We start from the raw sequence: 23,521 nt of genomic DNA, 5'->3' as shown, positions 1-23,521 counted from the left end.
ACAGAAGATGGAACTCTTTCGCATCAAGCGCGACCTGCCGCTGATGAAGCATGCGTTGATCTTCAACGCCATCTCCTTCATCACCTTCGCCGCCGCCGTGTTCTTCCTGGTCACGCGCGGCCTGCACTTCTCCATCGAATTCACCGGCGGTACCGTCATCGAGGTGGCCTATCCGAAGGCGGCCGAGATCGAGAAGACCCGCCATGTCATCGAGCAGATGGGCTTCGGCGAAGTCCAGGTGCAGAACTTCGGCTCCTCGCGCGACGTGATGATCCGCCTGCCCGTGCGCGGCGACATCAAGCAGACCGAGCTGGTCGGCAAGGTCTTCGGCGAGCTGTGCAAGGCCGAGGCCGGCACGGTCAGCGAACACCAGGAGATCACGCCGCAGGGCGAGCAGGTCAGCAAGCAGATCTGCAAGAAGGCCGATGGTGCCGAGCCGCTGAAGCTGTCGCGCTCCGAGGTCGTCGGCCCGGCCGTCGGCGCCGAGCTGGCCCAGGACGCCGCCAAGGCGCTGGCCGTGACGGTGCTGGGCATCATGATCTACCTGGCCATCCGCTTCGAATGGAAGTTCGCGGTCGCCGGCATCATCGCCAACCTGCACGACGTGGTAATCATCCTGGGCTTCTTCGCGTTCTTCCAGTGGGAGTTCTCGCTGGCGGTGCTGGCGGCCATCCTGGCGGTGCTGGGCTATTCGGTGAACGAGTCCGTCGTCATTTTCGACCGGGTGCGCGAGGCCTTCCGCAAGTTCCGCAAGATGAACACGCACGAGGTCATCGACCACGCGATCACCTCGACGATGAGCCGCACCATCATCACCCACGGCTGCACGCAGCTGATGGTGGTCTCGATGCTGCTGTTCGGCGGCCCGACGCTGCATTACTTCGCCGTCGCGCTGACCATCGGCATCCTGTTCGGCATCTACTCCTCGGTGTTCGTCGCCGCGGCGATCGCGATGTGGCTGGGCGTCAAGCGCGAGGATTTGGTGAAAACCGCCGGCAACCGTGACGATCCCAACGACCCGAACGCCGGGGCCGTCGTGTAGAGTGAACGAGACCCCCGACTCTCGACGCGCCGCCCTCACGCCTCCATGACCGCCGCTCGCAACCAGGCCCTGGCCACCCAGGCTCGGCGTGTCTATCTGGAGGCCCTGGTGCGCGGCATGACGCCACTCGTCGCCGCGGTCGGCCAGGGGGCGACGCAGCTGCTGTCGCAAGGCGCGCCGCATGCCGTCATGACGGCGCGGCGCGATGCGGTGCACGCCTGGCAGAAGCTGGGCCCCAACTGGCAGATGGCCGTCGTGGGCGCGCTGCGCCACGCGGCCGTGCATGGCGTGTCAGACAACGCCCGCGAGCACGAGACGACCGCGCAATCGCAGTCGCGCAAGATGAGCCTGGTCGACGACTCGACCATCGAGCGCGAGATCACGAGCTCGCGGCTGTCCCTCGTCATGATGGACCGGGCGACCTGGGAATTCACCGACCTGCGCACCCGCATGCAGGCGCTGGAGGCGCATGACGACCTCGAGCCGCTGGACCTGCTGCGTGCCCATGTCATCGCGCGCATCGCGCTGGACGCCTGGACCCGTGTCGGCCTGGACGCCCAGGTCTGGCAGCTGCTTCACCACGAGCTGCATGAGGAGTTCGCCCAGCTCATCAGCGAGGCCTATCACGAGACCAACCGCTGGCTGATCGCGCAGAAGGTGCTGCCCGAGGTCGACCTGCGACCCTTCATCCGGCGCACGGCCCAGGCCGCCGCTGCGGCCACCGCCGCTGCGGCCGGCGCACCGGCCGTGCCCGCGCCCCCAGCCGCCGCGCCCGTGTCGTCGGGCCTGGCTCCGCTGTCGACGCCCTCCGGCAGTGGCGACCTGCCTGCCCCGCGCAGCAAGGTCAGCTCGCAGGCCGATGAAGTCATGGCCCAGCTGCAACGCGTGCTGGCCCGCCATGTGCCCGGCTTCCCGGTCACCAAGAGCCAGGTCCCCGCCCGCCCCGGCGGCGGCAAGCCCAGCTTGGCCGGCCTGGGTGGAGCGGGCGGGCCGAGCCCGGGTCCCGGCCAGGGTGCGGGTGCGGAAGGCGGCCCGCGGCCTTCGCTGGCCGATGCGCCGGTGGCAGCCGCCTCGCCACGGCTGATGGGCGCGATCAAGCATGCGCAGGAGTCGCTGCAGCGCCGCCCGGGCGCGCCGGCCGGTGGTGTCGGCGTCGATACCGGCCAGAGCGCACCGCGCCAGCTCGAGGAGATCGGCGCCCGCAACCAGGCCTTCAAGCAGGTCCTGAAGCAGGCCGCCAGCACGCCGGCGGAACGGGCGACCATCGAGATCGTCGCGATGATGTTCCAGAGCATCCTGACCGAGGAGCGCATCCCGGCCACGGTGCGGGTCTGGTTCGCGCGGCTGCAGATGCCGGTGCTGCGCGTGGCGGTCAGCGAGCCCGACTTCTTCGCCGCCGCCGACCATCCGGCGCGCCGCCTGATCGACCGCATGGGCGCCTGCGTGATGGGCTTCAACGCCACCCAGGCCACCGGCCCGGGCGCCGAACGCGCCAGCAACGACGCGCTGGAGCGCGAGATCAAGCGCGTCGTGCAGGTCGTCGAGGCCTACCCGGACACCGGCCGACGCGTCTTCACGACCGTGCTGACCGAATTCGAGAAGTTCCTCGACCATTACTTCGAGAACGAGAACCAGGCTTCCAAGCGTGGCGTGTCGCTCGCCCAGCAGGTGGAGCAGCGCGAGACGCTGGCCATCCAGTACACCATCGAGCTGCGCAAGATGCTGTCCGAGGTGCCGGTGCAGGACGGTGTGCGCGACTTCCTCTTCCACGTCTGGGCCGACGTGCTGGCGGTCACCGCCGTGCGCTCGGGCGCCCAGGCCGACGTGACCAAGTCCATGAAGCGTGCCGCCGCGGACCTGATCTGGTCGGCCAGCGCCAAGTCCTCGCGCGAAGACCGTGCCGACGTCATCCGTCGCCTGCCGCCGCTGCTCAAGACGCTGCGCGACGGCATGAGCCACGCCGGCCTGGCCATCGACAAGCAGGACGAACATGTGCGCCAGCTCAACAACGCGCTGGCCGCGGCCTTCACCGCCAAGACGGCCGCCATCCCGCGCGAGCGCCTGGACGAGCTGATGGACCAGCTGGAAACGCTGGAGGCCATGCTGCCCGAGGACATCGAGGGCGACAGCCATGTCGACGAGATGCTGGTGCGCGACCTGTCTGGGCACGAGTCCGACGGCATGGAGGTCGTGGCCGAAGGCGGCTCGGCGCCCACGCCGGCCATGGTCGCCTGGGCGCGTGAGCTGCAGGTCGGCGGCTGGTTCATGCTGGACTACCGCGGCCGCAACGAGCAGGTGCAGCTGGCCTGGCGCGGCCTGCGCAAGCAGCTGGCGCTGTTCGTCACGCCCAAGGGCCGCGGCGTGCTGTTCTCGCTGAACCGCATGGCGGCCTTCCTGCAGGCCGGCCTGCTGCTGCCGGCGCAGGATGAGGCGCTGACCGTGCAGGCCACGCGCAAGGCGCTTGCCAAGCTGGATGCCGACCCCGACCAGCTGCTGAAATGAGAACGGCGCCCAAGGCGCCGTTTTGCATCAGTGGATCAGCCGGTCTTCCGGCGCGACGAAGAGTTCGTCGAGGATGAGCGCATCGGGCTCCTCGCCCAGACTCCAGAACACCATCAGCACGATGATCTTCAGATCTTCGAGGTCCATCGGTGCGCCCGAGATCGCCATCGCGCGGTCGATGACCATCTCGCGCATCGGTCCCGGCAGCACGCCGGCGGATTCCAGGAAGCTGACGAAGCCGACCGAGGCCTCGCCCAGGTGCTCGATCTCCGCGGGCGAGTAGACACGCATGGCGCTCTCGCTCTGCTCGCCCTGGTAGGACTCACCGGCCGCGGCCAGGCCGTCCAGCCAGGAGAGGGCTTCCTGGATCTCATCGTTCTCGAAGCCCACCGCCGTCAGCTTGCGCGTCAGCTGCGCATGGTCGGGGCAGGCGTCCGGACGCCAATAGGTCTCGTAGAGATAAACCAGGACATCGAACATCGTGAGGGGATGATAGCCCAGCGATCCGGGGGCTCCGGCTGCGAATAACCCCCCGGATCGCCCTCTGATATCCGCGGTTAAGCTGCTCAGCCCTGCCTGCGGCGCTGGAACAGCTGGCCGGCCAGACGGGCCACGTGGCCGTCGAGTTCCAGCTCCAGCAGCGCCGCGCTCAGCTCGGCCGCGGCCCAGCCGCTGCGGGCCATCAGCGCGTCCAGGCTGACGGGGTCGAAACCCATGGCATCGAGCAGTGCTTGCTGTTCGTGGGGCGTCTCGGGCAGCGTGGGGCTTGCGGCAGGCCGCGAACCCAGCGGCGGCAGTTCTTCCAGCACATCCTCGGCCGACTCGACCAGCTTGGCGCCCTGGCGGATCAGCGCATGGCAGCCCCGCGCCTGCGGCGAATGGATGGAACCGGGAATCGCGAACACCTCGCGGCCGGCCTCCACCGACAGCCGCGCGGTGATCAGCGACCCCGACTGCACCGCCGCCTCGACGACCAGGCAGCCCTGGGCCAGCCCCGCGATGATGCGGTTGCGGCGCGGAAAGTTGGCCTGCGTGATGGGCGTGCCGAGCGAATACTCGCTGACGATCAGGCCGCCGGCGGCCAGCAGCCGGGCGGCGAGGCCCGCATTGCGACGCGGGTAGACCTGGTCCAGCCCCGTGCCGACGACGGCGATGGTGGCGCCTTCGGCGTCCAGCGCGCCTTCATGGGCTGCGGCGTCCACGCCCAGCGCCAGGCCGGAGACGATGGTGTAGCCGGCGTGTGCCAGCGCCCGCGAGAAGGCGCGGGCGTTGTCGCCGCCCTGCGCGGTCGGGTTGCGGCTGCCGACAATGGCCAGCGAAGGCATGCCCAGCAGCTCCCGGCGGCCTTGCAGCCACAGCAGCAGCGGCGGGTCGGCCGTGGCCAGCAGGCGGGGCGGATAGTCGGCATCGCCCAGCACCAGCAGGTCGTGGCCGGGCTCGGCCAGCCAGGCCTGCGCGTGGGTGACCAGCTCGTCGAGGTGCGCGGGCGGCTGATTGAAGGCCTCGCGCTGCTTGGGCGGCAGGGCCTGGTCCAGCGCCACCGTGGGCAGTTCATAGACCGCCTGCGGGCTGCCGGCCATCGCAAGCAGACGCCGGGCAGCGCCGGGGCCGACGCTCTCGGTCAGCCGCAGCCACGCGGCCAGCTCGGCCGAAGAAAGCATCAGGGCTGCGTGAAGCGGTCGCCGGCCTTGACGGGTTCCTTGACCGAGATGATCAGCGCATACGAGACCCGCTCGTAGACCTCGAACACGAACAGCACGCCGTGGCGTTCGTCGGGCAGCTTGATGGCTTGCGCCTTCCCTTGCGTCTTGTCCACGGCGGCCTCGCCATCGCGCCACAGCGCAAACACATGGCCGCGCTCGACGCCGTCACGCTTGCCGCGGTTCAGGGTGACGATCTGGTTCTGGCCGGCGTTCAGCGCGTCGCCGTAGATGGCGGCGATTTGACCCGCCATGGGCTGGTCCGGCGCGTGAGGCACGTAGCGTTCCAGGTCGCGCTGCGGCGCCGGCGCGAGGCGGTCGCCGATGCCGACCTCCTGCTTGACCTGGCTGATCCGCAGCGTCGCCGGGACGATGTCGGTCTTGCCATCGGGCCGGGCGCGGTTTTCGCCCGGGCGTATCAGGTCGGCGGTGCCGACATACGGCGCCTCGTAGCCGAGGATCTCGTTGGTGGCCGGGTCGCGGAGCGCGCGCGCGGTGCGGAAGACGCGGAAGTCCGTCGCGCCGGCGAAATCGCCGCGGGCGTAGGCCAGGTCGCCCTTGCCCAGCAGCACATGGCCTTCCTGCGTCGCGACGATGCGCGGCGCGGTGGCCAGCGCGTCGGTGTCGAAGACGGCGGTGTCGGTCAGGAAGGGCTGGATCAGGGCCAGCGGGATGACGGGAATCGGGTTGGCGTCGAGCGCCGAGACGCGCATCTGCGGGCTGACCTTGACGGTGTCGCCGGCGCCGCCGACGCGCTGCCCGAACTGCAGGCGGGCGCGGCCGTCGACCTTGACGAGCATCAGCACCTGGCCGGGGTAGATCAGGTGCGGGTTGCGGATCTGGTCGCGGTTCATGCCCCACAGCTCGGGCCAGCGCCAGGGGCTCTTCAGGAAGAGCTTGGAGATGTCCCAGAGCGTGTCGCCGGGCTGCACGGTGTGGCTGTCGGGCGCATTCGGCGCCAGTTCGGCCAGCGGCACGCCGGCGCTGGCGACCTGCTCGGCCACGCGGCGTTGCTCCGGCGTGACGGGCAGCTTGCTGGCTTGGGCCCAGGCCGAGGTCGTCGCAAGGGTCAGGCAGGCCGCAAGGACTGAAAAGTGGACAGGGCGGGCAGCAGGCTTCAAGCGCGGTCTCCGAAGGGGGATTGCCGGATCGGCGAAAATCCGGGTCATTCTGCCCGCATTCACCGGGGGCAACCAACAACCGCTAGCGCTCGCTTGCGAGTGCTTACAAGGCGCCATGGCCCGACTCGACATCCTTCGCTATCCCGACCCGCGTCTGCACACCATCGCCAAGCCGGTGGACGCCGTGGACGAACGCATCCGCCGGCTCATCGACGACATGCTGGAGACCATGTACGCCGCCGACGGCGTCGGCCTGGCCGCGACGCAGGTGGACGTGCACGAGCGCGTCATCGTCATCGACACCTCGCAAGACCGTGACACGCCGCGCGTGCTGATCAACCCGGAGCTGGTCAAGACCAGCGAGCGCATGGTGGAGGGTGAGGAGGGCTGCCTGTCGGTGCCGCAGATCTACGACAAGGTGCCGCGGCATGCGGAGGTGACGGTGCGCGCCACCAACCGTGACGGCGAGGTGTACGAGTTCGACGCCGACGGGCTGTTGGCGGTCTGCGTGCAGCATGAGATGGACCATCTGTTGGGCAAGGTCTTCGTCGAGTACCTGAGCCCGCTCAAGCGCGACCGCATCAAGACCAAGATGGTCAAGAAGGCGCGCGAGGAAGAGGCCGAGGCCAAGAAGCGCAACCAGAGGTTCTGATGCGCATTGCGTCATGAAAGTCGTTTTCGCGGGCACGCCGGAGTTCGCCGCCGTCGCGTTGGATGCGCTGCTGGGCGCCGGCTTCACGGTGCCGCTGGTGCTGACCCAGCCCGACCGCCCGGCCGGGCGCGGCATGAAGCTGCAGGCGTCAAGCGTGAAGCAGCGCGCCGTTGCGGCGGGCATCCCGGTCGCGCAGCCGCAGGGCCTCAAGCTGGACGGCAAGTACGCCGCCGACGCGGCCGCGGCGCGCGAGGCGCTGCTGGCGGCGGAGGCCGACGTGATGGTCGTCGCCGCCTATGGGCTGATCCTGCCGCAGTGGGTGCTGGACCTCCCGCGCAAGGGCTGCCTGAACATCCATGCCTCGCTGCTGCCGCGCTGGCGCGGCGCCGCCCCCATCCATCGCGCCATCGAGGCCGGCGACACCGAGACCGGCATCACCATCATGCAGATGGATGCCGGCCTGGACACCGGCGACATGCTGCTCGTCGGCCGCGAGCCCATCCGCGCCGACGACACGACCGCGACGCTGCACGACCGCCTGGCCGCGCTGGGCGGCCGGCTGATCGTCGAGGCCCTGCAGGCCGGCGCGCTGACGCGCACGCCGCAGCCGGCCGAGGGCGTGACCTACGCCCACAAGATCGAGAAGGCCGAGAGCACCATCGACTGGCGCCGGCCGGCCGCCGAGATCGAGCGCCGCCTGCGCGCCTTCGACCCATTCCCGGGCGGCGTGGCGATGCTGGCCGGTGAGCCGCTGAAGGTCTGGCGCGCTGAACTCGTCGACGGTGATGGCGAGCCGGGCGTCGTGATCGCCACCGGGCCGGTGGTGGCCTGCGGCGAGGGCGCACTGCGGCTGACGGAGCTGCAGCGTGCGGGGGGCAAGCGCGGCCCGGCTGCCGCTTTCATGCAGGCGCGGCCGGTGGCCGCGGGCGAGCGCTTCGCGCTGATAACCGGTTAGGTCAGAGCGCCCGACGGGCGCCAATAGCGGTACTTTTAGGCATTGCGCGTCATCTGGGCTGCGACAGAATGCGCACGATTTTGCGGGCCGGGCCGCACGATCCGGACCCCTTGTGGAGGACCGCCCCTCATCGTCATCGAGCTCGCCATGACACTCACTTTGCTTTGCCGGGTCGCCTCGGCCCCCGCCCTGTTGCTGGGGCTGGCCTGGGCCGTCGCCACGCCGACCCTCGCGGGCGGCAGCGATGCGCTGCTGCTGCAGGCCCAGGCCCTGTTCGGTGTCGTCAAGCCGGTGACGCCGGAGGAGGCCTCCGCACCGCAGGCGGTGCTGGGGCGGGCGCTGTTCTGGGATACCCGCCTGTCGCTGGACGGCAAGACCGCCTGCGTCAGCTGCCACAGCCCGGCCGACTGGAGTTCCGACCGCCGCCCGCTGTCGGTCAATGCCAAGGGTCAATTCACGACGTTGCATTCGCAGGCGATGTTCATGGCGCAGGACCAGGTCGCCCTGCGCTGGTACGGCGACCGCAAGGACGGTGCCCACCAGGCGGAGCGCTCCATCACCGGCTCCATGGGCTACGGCAACACGGCCGACCTGGTCGCGGCACTGCGCAGCCTGGCCTATGAGGACCTGTTCCGGCGCGCTTTCGGCACCGAGGGTGAGGCGATCACGGCGGCCAATTACGCCAAGGCGCTGGCGGCCTACCAGCGCACGCTGCGCACGCCGGCGCCGCTCGACGATTTCCTGCAGGGCAATGCCGGCGCCTTGAACGCGCAGCAGCGCGTGGGGCTGGAGAAGTTCGTCGGCAAGGGCTGCGTGGCCTGCCACAACGGCCCGCTGCTGGGTGGCAACTCCTTCCAGAAGTTCGGCGTCACCAAGAACTACTGGCTGGCGACCGGCTCGAAGACCATCGACGAGGGCCGGTTCACGAGCACCAAGATCGAGAGCGACAAGTACGTCTACCGCGTGCCGATGCTTCGCAACATCGCCAAGACGGCGCCCTATTTCCACGACGGTTCCGTCGCGACGCTCGAAGAGGCGGTGCGGGTGATGGCCGAGGTGCAATTGGGCCAGACGCTGTCGCCCGAGGACGTGGGCGACATCGTCGCCTTCCTCGGCAGCCTGACCGGCCAGGTGCCGGCCCACTACGCCGCGCCAGCCGCCTGGCCGGCGGTGGCGGCCAACCGCTGATACCAATCACATCCTGCATGAAGAACCACAACCCATCGCCCGGCCGGGCGAGGCTGCTTTCCCTCGCGCGCCGCTGGCAGCGGCGGGCCACATTCGCCCTGGCTTTGGCCACCGGACTGCTCGGCAATGGTGCCGCCATGGCGCAGGCCGGCGAGCCGCTGCTGATCGGGCAGAGCGCCGGCTTCACCGGCGGCCAGGCGGAATATGCCAAGGACGTGCGCCTGGGCATCGAGGCGGCATTCAGCCTGGCCAATGCCGCGGGCGGCATCAACGGCCGGCCGCTGCGGCTGGTCACGGTCGACGACGGCGGCAAGCGTGACGCCGTGCTGGCCAACACCCGCAAGCTGGCCGAGTCGGACAAGACGCTGGCCCTGATCGGCTACACCAGCGGTGCAGGCACCGAGGCCAGCCTGGAAACTATCACCAAGGCCCGCATCCCCATGCTGTCGCCGGCCACCGGCAACATGGGCATCCGCGCCGCCTTCAACCCCTATCTCTTCCACACCCGGGCGGGCTATGGCGACGAGATGGCTCGCATCATTCGCCACGTCGCCTCGCTGGGGCTGACCCGCATCGCGCTGGCCTACCTGGACGACGTCGGCCCGGCCAACCTGCGCTCGATGCAGGATGCGCTCGCGGCCGAACGCCTGAGCGCCGTCGCCGTGGTGGGGTTGAACCGCAACGCCACCGATTTCACGCCGCAGATCGACGCCCTGGCCAAGGCGGATGCCCAGCTCGTCGTCTTCATCAGCAATGCCAAGCCGATCGCCGCGATCGTCAAGGGCCTGCGCGAGCGCGGGTATGGCGGGCAGTTCGCGACCAGCTCCTTCGCGGGCTCGCGCCTCGCGGGCGACCTCAAGCAGCATGCCCGCGGCCTGATCATGATTCAGGTGCTGCCCCAGCCGCGCAAGGACCACCTGCAGTTCCAGCGCGACTTCCACGCCAGCCTGCGCCGCCTGGCGGCCGATGCCCAGCCCAACTACACCATGCTGGAAGGCTTCATCGCCGGGCGGGTGCTGATCGAGGGGCTCAGGCGCGCCGGCCCCGCGCCCACCCGCGCCTCGCTGGTCGCGGGGCTGGAATCGCTGGGCAGTCTCGACCTGGGGGGCTACCTGATCCGCCTGTCCAGGGACAATCACAACGGCTCGCGCTTCGTCGACCTGGGCGTCATCAACGGAGACGGCCGGCTGGTGTTCTGATCATGGCGATTGGCTGCCGCTTGATTTCCAGCCGCGGCGCCGCATGTTCGGCTTTTGTTCTCCAAGGACGCCTGGGATGTTCAATCTGCTGAAAACCGCCATCCTGATGGCCGCCATCACGGCGCTGTTCATGGCGGTGGGCGCCATGATCGGCGGCCAGACCGGCATGCTGATCGCGCTGGCCGTCGCCATCGCGATGAACTTCTTCAGCTACTGGTTCTCCGCGGACATGGTGCTGAAGATGTACAACGCCCGCGAGGTCGACGCGAGCTCGGCGCCGCAGTTCTACGGCATGGTGCGGGAACTGGCCCAGAAGGCCGGCCTTCCGATGCCGCGCGTCTACCTGATCGACGAGGCCGCGCCCAACGCCTTCGCGACCGGCCGCAACCCCGAGCACGCGGCCGTGGCGGCGACGACCGGCATCCTGCGCGTGCTGTCCGAGCGCGAACTGCGCGGCGTGATGGCCCACGAACTGGCCCACGTCGCCCACCGCGACATCCTCATCAGCACCGTCAGCGCGACGATGGCCGGTGCGATCTCCATGCTGGCCAACTTCGCGGCGTTCTTCGGCGGCCGCGACGAGAACGGCCGGCCGATGAACCCGATTGCCGGCATCGCCATCGCGCTGCTGGCGCCGCTCGCGGCCAGCGTCATCCAGATGGCCATCAGCCGCGCCCGCGAGTTCGAGGCGGACCGCGGCGGCGCCGAGATTTCCGGCGACCCGGCGGCGCTGGCGTCGGCGCTGGACAAGATCCACCGCTACGCCCAGGGCACGCCGCTGCCCACGACCGAGGCGCATCCGGAGACGGCGCAGATGATGATCATGAACCCGCTGTCCGGTGGCGGGCTGCGCGGGCTGTTCTCCACGCACCCGTCGACCGAGGAGCGTGTCGCGCGCCTGATGGCGATGGTCAGGCGCTGACTCAAGTTCGCCGCCACGCCGCCGATACCTGAACAGATGAAGCGTCTCCTCCTTGCCCTGCCCCTGCTCGCGGCCCTGTCGGCCTGCGAGCAACTGGGCATCGACGACCCCGCCAAGACGGCGGCCTTGAAGGAGGCCGAAGGCAAGGCCATCGGCAGCGCCTGCCGCCACGCGATGCGCGCCATCGAGGACTGCTACGTGCTGAACCCCAAGGCGCAGAAGGCCGCGATCTACGCCGGCTGGCGCGAGATGGACGAGTACATGCGGGAGAACAAGCTCGAGGGCGTCGCCCCCGTCGTGCCCCGACCGGGTGCCAGGCCTGCGCAGCCGGCCGAGGAGGTTGTGGAGAAGCCGGCAGAGAAGCCGGCAGAGAAGGCCAAGGCGCACTGACCAGCGCGCTCAGCGGCATTTCGCGCCTTTGATCCTGCGCATCGTCGCGCCGCCGTCGTCCGTATCGGCGCCGGCCGGCAAGATGCGGGCCATCACAACCTCGATGGAGCCCGCCATGAACACCCCCCGCCGCCTCTTCGCCCTCGGTCTCGTCAGCGCCGCCCTCTGCGGCTCGGCCCAGGCCTGGAGCTGGAACAAGGGCGAACGCGTCACTGGCAACGGCGACATCGCCACCGAGGCCCGCGACACCGGCGCCTTTGACGCCGTCTCGCTGAGCGGCGGCTTCAACGTCGTCATCCGCCAGGGGGCGGGCAACAAGGTCGAGGTCAAGGCCGACCGCAACCTGCTGCCCCATATCGAGACGCGCGTCGTCGACGGTGGCAAGGGCCGCACGCTGGAGATCGGGCCCAGGAAGGGCATCAACATCTCCACGTCCACCAACCCCAGCTTCGTCATCGAGATGCCGTCGCTGCGCGCCGTCGCGGTGGCCGGCTCGGGCACCGTCAAGGTCGAGGCGATGAAGACCGGCGGCGTCGACGCTGCCATCGCCGGCTCGGGCGACATCCGCTTCGCCAACCTCGATGCCGAGCGCCTGGCGATGAAGGTCAGCGGCAGCGGCGACATCGTCGCGGCCGGCCGCTGCGGCAACGCCAGCGTCGCCATCTCCGGCAACGGCGACGTGAAGGCGGCGGAGTTGGTCGCCGAGGACGTCAAGGTCACCATCGCCGGCAGTGGCGACGCCCAGGTGCAGGCGACCAAGAAGCTCAATGTCTCCATCGCCGGCTCGGGCGACGTGAAGTACGCCGGTTCGCCGGAGATCAGCTCGTCGATCGCCGGCAGCGGCAAAGTCCGCCGTCTCGAGAAGTGATTCGCATGCCGCCGACAATGGCGGCATGAGTTTGTCTGCCAGGCTGCGCGCGCTCGCGGCCGATCCCGATTTCAGAGCCGGCGCGCGCGACATGGCCTCGCCCTCCCTGGGGCTGGCCGCCTGGGGCCTGGTGACCGGCGTCACCATGGTCAAGAGCGGCCTCAGCATCCCGCTGGCCATGGGCATGTCGCTGCTGGTGTTCGCCGGCAGCGCGCAGCTGACGGCCCTTCCGCTGATCGCCTCGGGCGCGCCGCTGTGGGTGCTGCTGGCCACGGCCTTCTGCGTCAACCTGCGCTTCGTCATCTTCAGCGCGCAGTGGCGCGCCTACTGGGCCCACCTGCCAAGGTGGCGGCGGCTGCTGAACGGCTACCTGTCGGCCGACCTGAACTTCGTCTACTTCGTCAAGCGCTACCCCGACGCCGTGCCGCAGCGGGGCCAGCAGCGCTATTTCTGGGGTGGCGTCGCCGTCAACTGGCCGACCTGGCAGATCGCGTCCTTCACCGGCATCCTGCTGGCCGACCGCATCCCACCGCACTGGGGCATAGGCTTTGCGGGCGTGCTGGCGCTGCTGGGGCTGTCGTACGCGCTGCTGACCGAGAGGATGCTGTGGTGGGTGGCCGTGACCGCAGCCGGCGTGTCGATCGCGACGTATTCGCTGCCGCTGAAGCTCAACATCCTGTGCGCCATCGTGGCGGCGGGCGCGGTGGGCTGGTGGCTGGACATGCGGAAGGCGCGCCATGAGTGAGTGGCTGACCTGGGTCGCGCTGTTCGGCCTGGCCGGCATCTCCGTGCTGACGCGCAGCTTCTTCATGATCGGCGAGAAGCCCTTGCCCATCCCCGGCTGGCTGCGCGAGCTGCTGAAGGTGGCGCCGCTGGCGGCGCTCGTCGCTGTCGTGGCGCCTGAAATCTTCATGACTAAGGGCCAGCTCATCACGACCTGGCAGGACGCGCGCTGGCCAGCGGCCGTCATTGCCACCGGCTACTTCTTCTGGCGCCGCGACATCCTCGGCACCATCGTCAGCGGCATGGCCGTCATGCTGACGCTGAAGCTCGGCCTCGGCTGGTGAATGCTGCCCCTCGCCCGGTTCCGCACCGCTGAACGCGGGCGAACCCGGCCGGTTCCCCTGGGGGACGGCGATGCTTGCGGCGTCGAGCCGCAAGCACATCGCCTGCGGCCCGGCGCCGGTTCGCAGTTCACGCGCAGCACGTGCAGAGCAGCGGCGAGAATCGCGGCAGTTTTCTCAACTGCACCGCCCGACCATGAACGTCATCCGCTTCTCAGACCTGATCGCCGCCGGCAAGGTGGCCGGCCAACGCGTCTTCATCCGCGCCGACCTCAACGTGCCGCAGGACGACAACGGCAAGATCACCGAGGACACCCGCATCCGCGCCTCGCTGCCCGCCATCAAGATGGCGCTGGACGCCGGCGCCGCCGTCATGGTCACCTCCCACCTGGGCCGGCCGACCGAGGGCGAGTTCAAGCCCGAGGACTCGCTGGCGCCCGTCGCCGAGCGCATGGCCGAGCTGCTGGGCCGCCCGGTGCCGCTGCAGCGCGACTGGGTCGACGCCGTCTCCGTCGCGCCGGGCCAGCTGGTGCTGCTGGAGAACTGCCGCGTCAACAAGGGCGAGAAGAAGTGCAACGAGGAGCTGTCGAAGAAACTCGCCGGCCTGTGCGACATCTTCGTGCACGACGCCTTCGGCACCGCCCACCGCGCCGAAGCCACCACCTACGGCATCGCCAAGTACGCCAAGATCGCCTGCGCCGGCCCGCTGCTGGCGGCGGAGATCGACGCCATCACGAAGGCGCTGGCCAACCCGCGCCGCCCGCTGGTGGCCATCGTCGCCGGCTCCAAGGTCTCGACCAAGCTGACCATCCTGCAGAGCCTGGCCGACAAGGTCGACGGCCTCATCGTCGGCGGCGGCATCGCCAACACCTTCATGCTGGCCTCGGGCCTGAAGATCGGCAAGTCGCTGGCCGAGCCGGACCTGGTCGACCAGGCCAAGTCCGTCATCGCCGCGATGGCCGCGCGCGGTGCCGAGGTGCCCATCCCCGAGGACGTCGTCACAGCCAAGGCCTTCGCGGCCGGCGCGACGGCCTCCGTCAAGGCTGCCACCGACGTGGAAGATGACGACCTCATCCTCGACATCGGTCCCAAGACGGCCGCCAAGCTGGCTGAGAAGCTCAAGGCGGCCGGCACCATCGTCTGGAACGGCCCGGTCGGCGTGTTCGAGTTCCCGGCCTTCGCCCACGGCACCGAGGCGATCGCCCGCGCGATCGCCGAGAGCATCGCCTTCAGCATCGCCGGCGGCGGCGACACGCTGGCCGCCATTGCCAAGTACGGCATCGAGAAGGACGTCGGCTACATCTCCACCGGCGGCGGCGCCTTCCTGGAAGTACTGGAAGGCAAGACCCTGCCGGCGTTCGAGATCCTGAGCAAGCGCGCCGCGGGCTGAGCGGTGGCGGGCGGCGGCCCGGGCACGGGCCGCCGGGGCCGGGTGATATTCGCTTCGGCATAGATCGCCAAGAAACCTGCATCGGCGGGCGCTGAAACGCGGCGTAATCTCGCGGGTTCCGCTTTGGAGACCCGCCGCCATGGAAAAGAACAACGCTCCCCTGTCGCCCGCCGAAGCCGCGCTTCGCGACGCCGCCCTCGACTACCACCGCAGCCCCACGCGCGGCAAGATCTCCGTCACGCCGACCAAGGCGTTGTCCAACCAGCGCGACTTGTCGCTGGCCTACTCGCCGGGCGTGGCCTATCCCTGCCTGGATATCGAGCGTGACCCGTCGCTGGCGGCCGAGTTCACGTCGCGCGGCAACCTGGTAGGCGTCATCACCAACGGCACCGCCGTGCTGGGCCTGGGCGACATCGGCCCGCTGGCCGCCAAGCCGGTGATGGAAGGCAAGGGCTGCCTGTTCAAGAAGTTCGCCGGTATCGACGTGTTCGACATCGAGCTGGCCGAGCGCGACCCGGACAAGCTGGTCGAGATCATCGCCGCCATGGAGCCCACGCTGGGCGGCGTGAACCTGGAGGACATCAAGGCGCCCGAGTGCTTCTACGTCGAGAAGAAGCTGCGCGAGCGCATGAACATCCCCGTCTTCCACGACGACCAGCACGGCACGGCCATCATCTCGTCGGCCGCGCTGCTGAACGGGCTTGAGCTGGTGGGCAAGGACATCGCCACCGTCAAGGTCGCCGTGTCTGGCGCGGGCGCGGCGGCCATCGCCTGCCTGGACGTCATGGTGGGCCTGGGCGTGAAGCGGGAGAACGTGTTCGTCTGCGATTCGCGCGGCGTCATCCAGTCGGAGCGCGAGGACGCCAAGGCCGGCAAGCTGGACGAGTCCAAGCAGCGCTACTGCCAGGTGACGACGGCGCGCACGCTGGCCGACGTGTGCGCGGGCGCCGATGTGTTCCTGGGTTGCTCGGCGGCCGGCGTGCTCAGCGCCGACATGGTCAAGACCATGGGCACGCAACCCATCATCCTGGCGCTGGCCAACCCGGAGCCGGAGATCCGCCCCGAGCTGGCGAAGGAAGTGCGGCCGGACTGCATCATCGCCACCGGCCGCAGCGACTACCCGAACCAGGTCAACAACGTCCTGTGCTTCCCCTACATCTTCCGCGGCGCGCTGGACTGCGGCGCGACCAAGATCACCGAGGGCATGAAGCTGGCCTGCGTGCGCGAGATCGCGGCGCTGGCCAAGGCCGAGACCAGCGATGAAGTGGCGGCGGCCTATGCCGGCCAGGAGCTGGCGTTCGGGCCCGACTACCTGATCCCCAAGCCCTTCGATGCGCGCCTGATCCTGCGCATCGCACCGGCGGTGGCGGCGGCCGCGGCGGCCGATGGCGTCGCGACCCGGCCGGTGACCGACCTCGACGCCTACCGCCAGTCGCTGGAGCGCTTCGTCTACCAGACCGGCATGTTCATGCGCCCGGTGTTCGCCGCGGCCAAGGCCGCCCCGGCCCGCGTCATCTACGCCGAGGGCGAGGACGAGCGAGTGTTGCGTGCGGTGCAGGTGGCGCTGGACGAAGGCCTGTGCAAACCGACGCTGATCGGCCGCCCCGAGGTGCTGGCCGCCCGCATCCAGCGCGCCGGCCTGCGCCTGAAGCTGGGCGACGACGTTGCCGTCATCGACCCCGAGGACGACCCGCGCTTCCGCCTGTACTGGGAGGCCTATCACGCGCGCATGAAGCGCAACGGCGTGACGCCAGAGATGGCCAAGTCGGCCGTGCGGCGCTCCAACACGGCCATCGGTGCGCTGGCCATCGAGCTGGGCGACGCGGACGCGATGATCTGCGGCATGGTGGGCCGCTTCGACCGCCACCTGGAGCAGGTGCGCGACCTCGTCGGCCTGCGCGAAGGCGCGCGCCAGTTCGCGGCGATGAACGCGCTGATGCTGGACAAGATGACGTTGTTCATCACCGACACCTTCGTCAACGACGACCCGGACGCCGAGGAGCTGGCCGACATCGCCGCGATGGCCGCCGACGAGCTGCGCCGCTTCGGCCTGCCGCCCAAGCTGGCGTTTGTGAGCCACTCGATGTTCGGCTCCAGCACGCGCCCGTCGGCCGTGAAGATGCGCCGCGCGCACGAGTTGTTCGCGGCCCGGCATCCCGAGGTGGAGTGCGACGGCGAGATGCACGGCGACGCGGCCTTGTCGGAGAGCGTGCGCCAGGCCTTCCTGCCCGACAGCAAGCTCAGCGGCGCGGCCAACCTGCTGGTGCTGCCGACGCTGGACGCCGCCAACATCCTGTTCAATGTGCTCAAGATCAGCGCCAGCCAGGGCGTGACGATCGGCCCCATCCTGCTCGGCGCCGCCGCGCCGGTGCACATCCTGACCCCGTCGGCAACGGTGCGCCGCATCGTCAACATGACGGCTCTGGCGGTGGCGGACGTCCGTGAGGCCAAGGGAACGCGAGTGGCGTGACCGAGGCTCGCGTGTTGTCCGGGCCGAGCGCCGGGCCTGCCATGAGCCAGAGGCTCATGGCCTTCCGTAGGCACAAGCAGTCCGCAGGGACTGCTTGTGTCCGACTCCAGTTCGCCAAGCCGGCCCGTCAGGAGCCGCTGGCGGCTCAATGCCGCCAGCGGCTTCGTCCCCTCGGGGGACCGACCAGCCTCGCTCGCGTTCAGCGACGCGAGACTGGGCGAGGGGCGCTGTTGCCTGGACTGAACTGCGCCAGCGCCACGCCGGCCAGGATGACGCCGGCGCCCAGCAGCTTGTGGGCGCTGAACTGCTCGCCACCCCAAAGCCAGGCGGCGGTGCCGGCGACCAGCGGCATCAGGTAGATCAGCGGCGCGGTGCGGGCCACGCCGCGTGCCTCGTTGGCCCAGCCCCAGGCCAGCCAGCCGATGAAGCCGCCGCCGGCGACCTGCCAGGCGGTGCCGGCCCAGACCCAGCCGGGCTGGGCGCGCCAGTCCAGCGCGGCCAGTGCGGGCGCGCACCACAGCAGCATCGGCAGCGTGCAGACCAGGCTGCCATAGCCCAGCACCGTCACGCCGCCGTGATGCTGGATCAGCGGCTTGGCCGCCACGGTGTAATAGCTGAACAACGCAGCGGCGGCCAGCAGCGTCAGGTCGCCCAGCCCGGCATGCCAGTCGGCCGCGAGCAGCTTGTCCGACGTGAACAGCAGTGCGCCGGTCGCCGCTGTGGCGACGCCGGCGACCTGGCCGTTTGACAGCCTCTCCACGCCGCTCAGGCGCAGGATCAGCAGCGTGAACACGGGGCCGCATGCCAGCAGCACGCTGGCGCTGAAGGCGGTGGAGCCGTCCACCCCGTAGGCCGAGAGCAGCAGATGCAGGCCCTGGCCGATCAGCGTCAGGCGGATCAAGGGCCAGACCTCGCCGCGGTCCAGCCGCGGCCAGCGGCTGCCAAAGCGCCAGCACAGCAGGGCGACCGCGCAGAACGGCACGAGCAGGTAGCGCAGCCCCAGGAAGGCGAGCGGCCCGACCTCGACGAACAGCGCCTTCTGCAACGGGAAGTTCAAGCCCCAGGTCAGCACGACGGCCAGGGCGGCCAGCAACGGGGCGGTGGCGGGGTCCTTCATATCGGCTAGCATATTCCCGTATGAGAGAAGAATTCTCAAATTCGAGCGACGACGGCCGGTTCGAGCGCCAGCTGGCCGAGCGCTTGGCCGCGCTGCGCCTGGCGGCCGGCTGGTCGCTGGACGAACTGGCCACGCGCAGCGGCGTGAGCCGCGCGACGTTGTCGCGGCTGGAGCGCGCCGAGACCAGTCCCACGGCGACGCTGCTGTCGCGCCTGGCCCGCGCCCATGGGCTGCCGCTCAGCCGGCTGCTGGCCGACGCCGAGGCGCTGCCCGTGCGGCTGTTGCGCGCCGCCGACCAGCCGCGCTGGCACGACCAGCAGAGCGGCTTCGAGCGTCGCATGTGCTGCCCGCCGCTGGCCGGCTTTGCCACCGAGGTCATCGAGGCGGTTCTGGCGCCCGGCGCCGAGCTGGCCTATGACGAACCGACCGTCGCGCGGCTGGAACACCACCTGTGCCTGCTTGAGGGCACCGTCAGCCTGACGCTGCAAGGCCAGCTCTTCGCGCTGATGGCGGGCGACTCGATCAGTTTCCGCGTGCTCGGCCGCAGCGTTTTTGCCAACCCAGGCTCCCAGCCCGCGCGCTATCTGCTCGCGATGACGGTGCCCAGCCTGTAACCGCCCGCTAACCTCGATGAGCCCAGAACTGCCCACCCGCCTCGCACCCCTCGACCCCGGCCAGCCCGACGCCGAGGCGCTGATCGCCCGGTCCGAGGCGCTGATGACTGCCCTGTACCCGAGCGAGAGCAACCACTTCGAGCCGGCCGACGGGCTGCGCCCGCCTAACGGCGAGTTCTGGGGGCTGTGGCTGGGCGAGCAGCTCGTGGGCTGCGGCGGGGTCAAGTGCCACGCACCTGCTGGCGAGCCGGCCTATGGGGAGATCAAGCGGCTCTTCGTGCTCGACAGCGCGCGTGGCCGCGGCGTCGCCAAGCAGCTGATGGCGCAGTTGGAGGCCGGGCTGCGCGAGCGCGGCGTGATGCTGGCGCGGCTGGAGACCGGCATCCACCAGCCCGAGGCGCTGGGCCTGTACCGGCGCCTGGGCTATGTCGAGCGCCCGCCCTTCGGCGACTACGCGCTCGACCCGCTGAGTGTTTTCTTGGAGAAGGCGCTGTAGCCGCGCGCACTGAAACGTGGCGAAACTTCGATGGGCCGTGGCGGACCATAATTCCGCGCCCCCAGAACAGTTGAGACAAGCCATGACCCGCGCCACCAAGATCGTCGCCACCCTCGGCCCTGCATCCAACACGCCCGAGATCCTGGAGAAGATGATCCGCACCGGCGTCGATGTCGTGCGGCTGAACTTCTCACACGGCAAGGCGCAGGACCACATAGCCCGCGCCGACATGGTCCGCGCCGCGGCCGAGCGCGTCGGCAAGTCGGTGGCCATCATGGCGGACCTGCAGGGTCCCAAGATCCGCGTCGGCAAGTTCGAGAACAACAAGATCGAACTCGTTCCCGGCGCCAAGTTCATCCTCGACGCCGACCGCACCGAGCTCGGCAACCAGGACATCGCGAGCCTCGACTACAAGGAACTGCCGCGCGACGTGAAGCCCGGCGACACGCTGCTGCTCAACGACGGCCTGCTGGTGCTGACCGTCGACCATGTGCGCGGCGCGCAGGTCCACACGACGGTGAAGCTCGGCGGCGAGCTGTCCAACAACAAGGGCATCAACAAGCAGGGCGGCGGCCTGACGGCGCCGGCGCTGACGGGCAAGGACATGGAGGACATCAAGACCGCGATGTCCTTCCAGTGCGAGTACCTGGCGGTGAGCTTCCCGAAGAACGCGACCGACATGGAGATGGCGCGGCAACTGGCCAACGTCGCCGGCGAGCCCTACCGCCACAAGCCCGCGATGATCGCCAAGATCGAGCGCTACGAGGCCATCCCCCACCTCGAAGCCATCCTGAAGGCCAGCGACGGCATCATGGTCGCGCGCGGCGACCTGGCCGTCGAGGTGGGCAACGCCGCCGTGCCGGCGCTGCAGAAACGCATGATCAAGATGGCCCGCGAGCTGGACAAGGTGTCCATCACGGCCACGCAGATGATGGAGTCCATGATCGTCAACCCGGTGCCCACGCGCGCCGAGGTCAGCGATGTGGCCAACGCCGTGCTGGACGGCACCGACGCCGTCATGCTGTCCGCCGAAACGGCCGCCGGCCGCTATCCGATCGAGACCGTCGAGCAGATGGCCAACATCGCGCTGGAGGCCGAGCGCGCCGAGTTCGTCACGCTGGACACCGACTTCGCCGGCCGCCAGTTCGGCCGCATCGACCAGTCCATCGCCATGGGCGCGCTGTTCACTGCGCACCACCTCGGCTGCAAGGCCATCCTGGCGCTGACCGAGTCGGGCTCGACGGCGCTGTGGATGAGCCGCCACCGCATCCAGGTGCCCATCTTCGGCCTGACGACCCAGCCGGTCAGCCAGCGCAAGATGGCGCTGTACCGCAACGTCACGCCGCTGCTGATGCCCACCTTCAGCGATCGCGACACGGCGCTGGCCGCGGCCGAGAAGATCCTCGTCGAGCGCGGCGTGCTGATGCCGGGCGACACCTATGCCATCACCTGCGGCGAGCCCATGGGCTACCCGGGCGGCACCAACATGCTCAAGGTCTGCCGCGTCGGCTGACCGCCTCTGCTCTCAGGCCCAGGCCAGGGCCAGCACCGCGGTCGCCATGACCGCCGTGGCGGCCCAGCCGAGCAGGCGCAGCTTGGTACCGATGACGTGCGGGCCCATGACGGCGGGCCGCGTGGCCAGCACCATCATCGCGGCCATGATGGGCACGGCCGTGATGCCGTTGAAGACGGCCGCCCAGAACAGCTGCTTGACCGGGTCCACCGGCGCGAAGCACAGCGCCACGCCGCCCAGCGTCGCGACCGCGATGACGGCATAGAAGCCGCGGCCTTGGCCCTTCTCCAGCTTGAGGCTGAGGCTGGAGCGCCAGCCCGCCACTTCAGATACTGCATAGGCCGCCGAGCCGGCCAGCACCGGCACCGCGAGCAGGCCGGTGCCGATGATGCCCAGGCTGAACAGCAGCGCCGCATGGTCACCGGCCACCGGCCGCAGCGCCTCGACGGCCTGCGCCGACGTCTCGATGTCGTGCACGCCGATGCGGTGCAGCGTCGCGGCCGTGGACAGCATGATGCAGAAGGCGATGAAGTTGGAGAAGCCCATGCCGATGTGCGTGTCCAGCTTGATGTGGCGCAGGTGCTCGCGCACCTCGGCGGGGCTGAGGTGGTGGCGGCCGCCGTTGGTGGCGTGGCGGTCCTCGACCTCCTGGCTGGCCTGCCAGAAGAAGAGGTAAGGGCTGATCGTCGTGCCCAGCAGGGCCACCAGCATCAGCAGCGTGTCGCGGTTCCAGGTCAGCTTGGGGTGCAGCGTGCGCGCCAGCACCTCCCCCCAGTCCAGGCCGATGACCGCGACGACGCCCACGTACGCCAGCAGCGCGAGCGTCAGCCATTTCAGCCAGCGCACATAGCTCTCGTAGGCCAGGAAGACCTGCATGATGACGCTGACGATGCCGAAGCCGAGCGCATACAGCTGCGTCGGGCCGCCCAGCAACAGGTGCAGTGCGGCGCCCATGGCGGCGATGTCGGCGGCGATGTTGAGCATGTTGGCCAGCAACAGCAGACCCACCAGGACGATCAGCACCGGCCGTGGGAAGGTCTTCTTCATGTTGGCGGCCAGGCCGCGGCCGGAGACGTAGCCGATGCGGGCGCTGACGATCTGGATGGCCGTCATCAGCGGCAGCGTGAAGACGAGGCTCCACAACATGCCGAAGCCGAACTGCGCGCCGGCTTGCGAATAGGTGGCGATGCCGCTGGGGTCGTCGTCCGCCGCGCCGGTGATGAGGCCGGGGCCGAGCTGGCGCAGGTAGTCGGTGGGCTTCTTCATGGCTGGCGGCTTGGCAAGAATGGTGCCTGCGCCGCCGTGCGGGCTAGCGGCGGCGCGGCAGGCGCCGCGTCGCGCCGATGGCCAGCGTGAAGAAGGCTTCTTCCGGCAGGCCCAGTTCGGCGCGCTGGCGCTGCAGCTGGCGCGGCGGTTCGTCCAGCGCCTCGTCGGTCAGCTCGAAGCTGCCCCAGTGCACGCCCAGCGACGCCTTGGCGCCCAGGTCGGCGTGGATCTTCAGCGCCTCTTCCACGTTGACGTGCTGGTCCTGCATGAACCAGCGCGGCTCGTAGGCGCCGATGGGAATCAGCGCGATGTCGAAGCCGCCGTCCTGCTGCCGTTCGGCAAAGCGCGCGCGGATGTCGGCAAAGTCGCGCGAGTAGCCGGTGTCGCCGGCGAAGAACAGCTGGCAGTCCGGCGCGAACACGGCGAAGCCGCCCCACAGCGTCTTCATGCGGTCGTTCAGACCGCGGGCCGACCAGTGCTGGGCTGGGACGAGGACGATGTCGGCGCCGCCCAGGCGTTCGCCCTGCCACCAGTCCAGCTCGGCGACGCGCGCCATGCCGCGGGCCTGGAACCAGGCCTTGAGCCCCAGCGGCACGATGAACAGCGGACTGCCGCCGGCCTGGGCCGCCAGCGCGCGGCAAGAGGCGAGGTCGAGGTGGTCGTAGTGGTTGTGCGAGACGAGCACGGCGTCGATGTGCGGCAGCTCGGCCAGGGCCACGCCGGGTGGCTGCGCGCGCTTCGGGCCCGCGAAGGACAGCGGCGAGGCGCGCTCCGAGAAGATGGGGTCGGTCAGCAGGTTCAGGCCGCCGAGCTGGGCGAGCACGGTCGCGTGGCCGATCCAGGTGACGGCCGGCTGCTGGACCGTACCCGTGTTGGCGCGGATGAAGCCGAGGTCGGCTGGCTGTGTCGGCGTCGGGATCTGCGGCCGGGGCGGCAGCCCCTGGCGCGCGGCGTTCCAGCGCCAGCGCAGCAAGTCGGCCAGCGACTTGGGCTCGAAGTCGCCGTGGTTGTTCTGGAAGCCGCCATCGCGGTGGTGCGGCGGGCGGCTCACC

At 69.7% G+C, this 23,521-nt stretch carries 22 protein-coding genes; 16 read left to right on the top strand and 6 right to left on the bottom strand.

The window, feature by feature from the left end; all coding sequences use genetic code 11:
- Positions 1–7 precede the first annotated feature (7 nt).
- Entirely contained in the window at positions 8–1,042 is a 1,035-nt protein-coding gene (gene secF, locus ASD35_RS12575) for a protein translocase subunit SecF (RefSeq protein WP_056875278.1), read from the top strand.
- A 45-nt stretch (positions 1,043–1,087) separates the two neighbouring features.
- A complete protein-coding gene (locus tag ASD35_RS12570; protein WP_056875277.1) occupies positions 1,088–3,544 on the top strand; it encodes a DUF1631 family protein in 2,457 nt (818 codons plus the stop codon).
- A 27-nt stretch (positions 3,545–3,571) separates the two neighbouring features.
- Here ASD35_RS12570 and ASD35_RS12565 read toward each other — a convergent pair whose 3' ends face one another.
- The 3 genes from ASD35_RS12565 to ASD35_RS12555 form a co-directional block, all read right to left on the bottom strand.
- Complete coding sequence (locus ASD35_RS12565) at positions 3,572–4,024, bottom strand: DUF494 family protein (RefSeq protein ID WP_056875276.1); 453 nt, start codon at positions 4,022–4,024, stop codon at positions 3,572–3,574.
- 86 nt (positions 4,025–4,110) lie between these two features.
- Positions 4,111–5,205, bottom strand: coding sequence for a DNA-processing protein DprA (gene dprA / locus ASD35_RS12560; protein ID WP_056875275.1), 1,095 nt, complete (start codon positions 5,203–5,205; stop codon positions 4,111–4,113).
- On the bottom strand, positions 5,205–6,365 hold the full coding sequence (locus ASD35_RS12555; RefSeq protein ID WP_235538332.1) for a LysM peptidoglycan-binding domain-containing protein: 1,161 nt from the start codon (positions 6,363–6,365) through the stop codon (positions 5,205–5,207). The genes dprA and ASD35_RS12555 overlap by 1 nt, the downstream gene beginning before the upstream one ends.
- A 115-nt stretch (positions 6,366–6,480) precedes the next feature.
- On the opposite strand from ASD35_RS12555, the gene def reads away from it, so the two are divergent.
- The 11 genes from def to ASD35_RS12500 all read left to right on the top strand — a co-directional run bounded on the left by def (position 6,481) and on the right by ASD35_RS12500 (position 17,463).
- The gene (gene def / locus ASD35_RS12550) at positions 6,481–7,017 is read left to right on the top strand and encodes a peptide deformylase (protein WP_056875273.1); all 537 of its coding nucleotides are present in this window, start codon (positions 6,481–6,483) and stop codon (positions 7,015–7,017) included.
- Between the two features lie 13 nt (positions 7,018–7,030).
- Positions 7,031–7,972 carry a methionyl-tRNA formyltransferase gene (fmt, locus tag ASD35_RS12545; RefSeq protein ID WP_056875272.1) on the top strand — a complete coding sequence of 314 codons (942 nt, stop codon included), beginning with the start codon at positions 7,031–7,033 and terminating at the stop codon, positions 7,970–7,972.
- Between the two features lie 147 nt (positions 7,973–8,119).
- Positions 8,120–9,160: a cytochrome-c peroxidase gene (locus ASD35_RS12540; protein WP_082580118.1), complete on the top strand. Its 1,041-nt coding sequence runs from the start codon at positions 8,120–8,122 to the stop codon at positions 9,158–9,160.
- A gap of 17 nt (positions 9,161–9,177) precedes the next feature.
- Positions 9,178–10,359, top strand: coding sequence for an ABC transporter substrate-binding protein (locus ASD35_RS12535; protein WP_082580117.1), 1,182 nt, complete (start codon positions 9,178–9,180; stop codon positions 10,357–10,359).
- Between the two features lie 76 nt (positions 10,360–10,435).
- Positions 10,436–11,281, top strand: coding sequence for a zinc metalloprotease HtpX (gene htpX, locus ASD35_RS12530; RefSeq protein WP_056875269.1), 846 nt, complete (start codon positions 10,436–10,438; stop codon positions 11,279–11,281).
- A 36-nt stretch (positions 11,282–11,317) separates the two neighbouring features.
- Entirely contained in the window at positions 11,318–11,671 is a 354-nt protein-coding gene (locus ASD35_RS12525; RefSeq protein ID WP_056875268.1) for a hypothetical protein, read from the top strand.
- Positions 11,672–11,786: 115 nt separating this feature from the next.
- Complete coding sequence (locus ASD35_RS12520) at positions 11,787–12,539, top strand: head GIN domain-containing protein (RefSeq protein WP_162254453.1); 753 nt, start codon at positions 11,787–11,789, stop codon at positions 12,537–12,539.
- Between the two features lie 25 nt (positions 12,540–12,564).
- Positions 12,565–13,284 carry an AzlC family ABC transporter permease gene (locus tag ASD35_RS12515; RefSeq protein WP_056875266.1) on the top strand — a complete coding sequence of 240 codons (720 nt, stop codon included), beginning with the start codon at positions 12,565–12,567 and terminating at the stop codon, positions 13,282–13,284.
- The gene (locus tag ASD35_RS12510; protein ID WP_056875265.1) at positions 13,277–13,606 is read left to right on the top strand and encodes an AzlD domain-containing protein; all 330 of its coding nucleotides are present in this window, start codon (positions 13,277–13,279) and stop codon (positions 13,604–13,606) included. Before ASD35_RS12515 ends, ASD35_RS12510 begins: the two co-directional genes overlap by 8 nt.
- Before the next feature lie 193 nt (positions 13,607–13,799).
- Positions 13,800–14,993, top strand: a complete 1,194-nt coding sequence (locus ASD35_RS12505; RefSeq protein WP_056875264.1) for a phosphoglycerate kinase — start codon at positions 13,800–13,802, stop codon at positions 14,991–14,993.
- A gap of 139 nt (positions 14,994–15,132) precedes the next feature.
- A complete protein-coding gene (locus ASD35_RS12500) occupies positions 15,133–17,463 on the top strand; it encodes an NADP-dependent malic enzyme (protein ID WP_056875263.1) in 2,331 nt (776 codons plus the stop codon).
- Positions 17,464–17,662: 199 nt separating this feature from the next.
- Here the strand turns inward: ASD35_RS12500 and ASD35_RS12495 are convergent, their stop codons facing one another.
- Positions 17,663–18,580 (bottom strand): DMT family transporter, encoded by a 918-nt coding sequence (locus tag ASD35_RS12495; protein WP_235538331.1) that lies wholly within the window; start codon positions 18,578–18,580, stop codon positions 17,663–17,665.
- A gap of 20 nt (positions 18,581–18,600) precedes the next feature.
- Between ASD35_RS12495 and ASD35_RS12490 the strand changes: the two genes are divergently transcribed.
- The 3 genes from ASD35_RS12490 (at position 18,601) to pyk (ending at position 21,203) form a co-directional block, all read left to right on the top strand.
- A complete protein-coding gene (locus ASD35_RS12490) occupies positions 18,601–19,194 on the top strand; it encodes a helix-turn-helix transcriptional regulator (protein ID WP_056875261.1) in 594 nt (197 codons plus the stop codon).
- 16 nt (positions 19,195–19,210) lie between these two features.
- Positions 19,211–19,690: a GNAT family N-acetyltransferase gene (locus ASD35_RS12485; protein ID WP_056875260.1), complete on the top strand. Its 480-nt coding sequence runs from the start codon at positions 19,211–19,213 to the stop codon at positions 19,688–19,690.
- Positions 19,691–19,772: 82 nt separating this feature from the next.
- Positions 19,773–21,203 (top strand): pyruvate kinase, encoded by a 1,431-nt coding sequence (gene pyk / locus ASD35_RS12480; protein ID WP_056875259.1) that lies wholly within the window; start codon positions 19,773–19,775, stop codon positions 21,201–21,203.
- A 12-nt stretch (positions 21,204–21,215) separates the two neighbouring features.
- Here the strand turns inward: pyk and ASD35_RS12475 are convergent, their stop codons facing one another.
- Together ASD35_RS12475 and ASD35_RS12470 are read right to left on the bottom strand one after the other, a co-directional pair.
- Positions 21,216–22,469, bottom strand: coding sequence for an NRAMP family divalent metal transporter (locus ASD35_RS12475; protein WP_056875258.1), 1,254 nt, complete (start codon positions 22,467–22,469; stop codon positions 21,216–21,218).
- A gap of 43 nt (positions 22,470–22,512) precedes the next feature.
- Positions 22,513–23,520 carry an MBL fold metallo-hydrolase gene (locus ASD35_RS12470; protein ID WP_235538330.1) on the bottom strand — a complete coding sequence of 336 codons (1,008 nt, stop codon included), beginning with the start codon at positions 23,518–23,520 and terminating at the stop codon, positions 22,513–22,515.
- Between the last annotated feature and the right edge of the window lies 1 nt (position 23,521).

Source organism: Pelomonas sp. Root1444, assembly GCF_001426885.1.
Lineage (GTDB): Bacteria > Pseudomonadota > Gammaproteobacteria > Burkholderiales > Burkholderiaceae_C > Pelomonas.
This window is presented reverse-complemented; position numbering and strand designations above follow the sequence as displayed.

Bases quoted from the DNA above. Each gene is read 5' to 3' on its own strand.
- pyk (WP_056875259.1), top strand. From the start codon at position 19,773: ATGACCCGCGCCACCAAGATCGTCGCCACCCTCGGCCCTGCATCCAAC.
- ASD35_RS12565 (WP_056875276.1), bottom strand. From the start codon at position 4,024: ATGTTCGATGTCCTGGTTTATCTCTACGAGACCTATTGGCGTCCGGAC.
- dprA (WP_056875275.1), bottom strand. From the start codon at position 5,205: ATGCTTTCTTCGGCCGAGCTGGCCGCGTGGCTGCGGCTGACCGAGAGC.
- ASD35_RS12495 (WP_235538331.1), bottom strand. From the start codon at position 18,580: ATGAAGGACCCCGCCACCGCCCCGTTGCTGGCCGCCCTGGCCGTCGTG.
- ASD35_RS12485 (WP_056875260.1), top strand. From the start codon at position 19,211: ATGAGCCCAGAACTGCCCACCCGCCTCGCACCCCTCGACCCCGGCCAG.
- ASD35_RS12540 (WP_082580118.1), top strand. From the start codon at position 8,120: ATGACACTCACTTTGCTTTGCCGGGTCGCCTCGGCCCCCGCCCTGTTG.
- ASD35_RS12500 (WP_056875263.1), top strand. From the start codon at position 15,133: ATGGAAAAGAACAACGCTCCCCTGTCGCCCGCCGAAGCCGCGCTTCGC.
- def (WP_056875273.1), top strand. From the start codon at position 6,481: ATGGCCCGACTCGACATCCTTCGCTATCCCGACCCGCGTCTGCACACC.
- htpX (WP_056875269.1), top strand. From the start codon at position 10,436: ATGTTCAATCTGCTGAAAACCGCCATCCTGATGGCCGCCATCACGGCG.
- ASD35_RS12535 (WP_082580117.1), top strand. From the start codon at position 9,178: ATGAAGAACCACAACCCATCGCCCGGCCGGGCGAGGCTGCTTTCCCTC.
- ASD35_RS12475 (WP_056875258.1), bottom strand. From the start codon at position 22,469: ATGAAGAAGCCCACCGACTACCTGCGCCAGCTCGGCCCCGGCCTCATC.
- ASD35_RS12490 (WP_056875261.1), top strand. From the start codon at position 18,601: ATGAGAGAAGAATTCTCAAATTCGAGCGACGACGGCCGGTTCGAGCGC.
- ASD35_RS12525 (WP_056875268.1), top strand. From the start codon at position 11,318: ATGAAGCGTCTCCTCCTTGCCCTGCCCCTGCTCGCGGCCCTGTCGGCC.
- ASD35_RS12510 (WP_056875265.1), top strand. From the start codon at position 13,277: ATGAGTGAGTGGCTGACCTGGGTCGCGCTGTTCGGCCTGGCCGGCATC.
- secF (WP_056875278.1), top strand. From the start codon at position 8: ATGGAACTCTTTCGCATCAAGCGCGACCTGCCGCTGATGAAGCATGCG.
- ASD35_RS12520 (WP_162254453.1), top strand. From the start codon at position 11,787: ATGAACACCCCCCGCCGCCTCTTCGCCCTCGGTCTCGTCAGCGCCGCC.
- ASD35_RS12505 (WP_056875264.1), top strand. From the start codon at position 13,800: ATGAACGTCATCCGCTTCTCAGACCTGATCGCCGCCGGCAAGGTGGCC.
- fmt (WP_056875272.1), top strand. From the start codon at position 7,031: ATGAAAGTCGTTTTCGCGGGCACGCCGGAGTTCGCCGCCGTCGCGTTG.
- ASD35_RS12515 (WP_056875266.1), top strand. From the start codon at position 12,565: ATGAGTTTGTCTGCCAGGCTGCGCGCGCTCGCGGCCGATCCCGATTTC.
- ASD35_RS12570 (WP_056875277.1), top strand. From the start codon at position 1,088: ATGACCGCCGCTCGCAACCAGGCCCTGGCCACCCAGGCTCGGCGTGTC.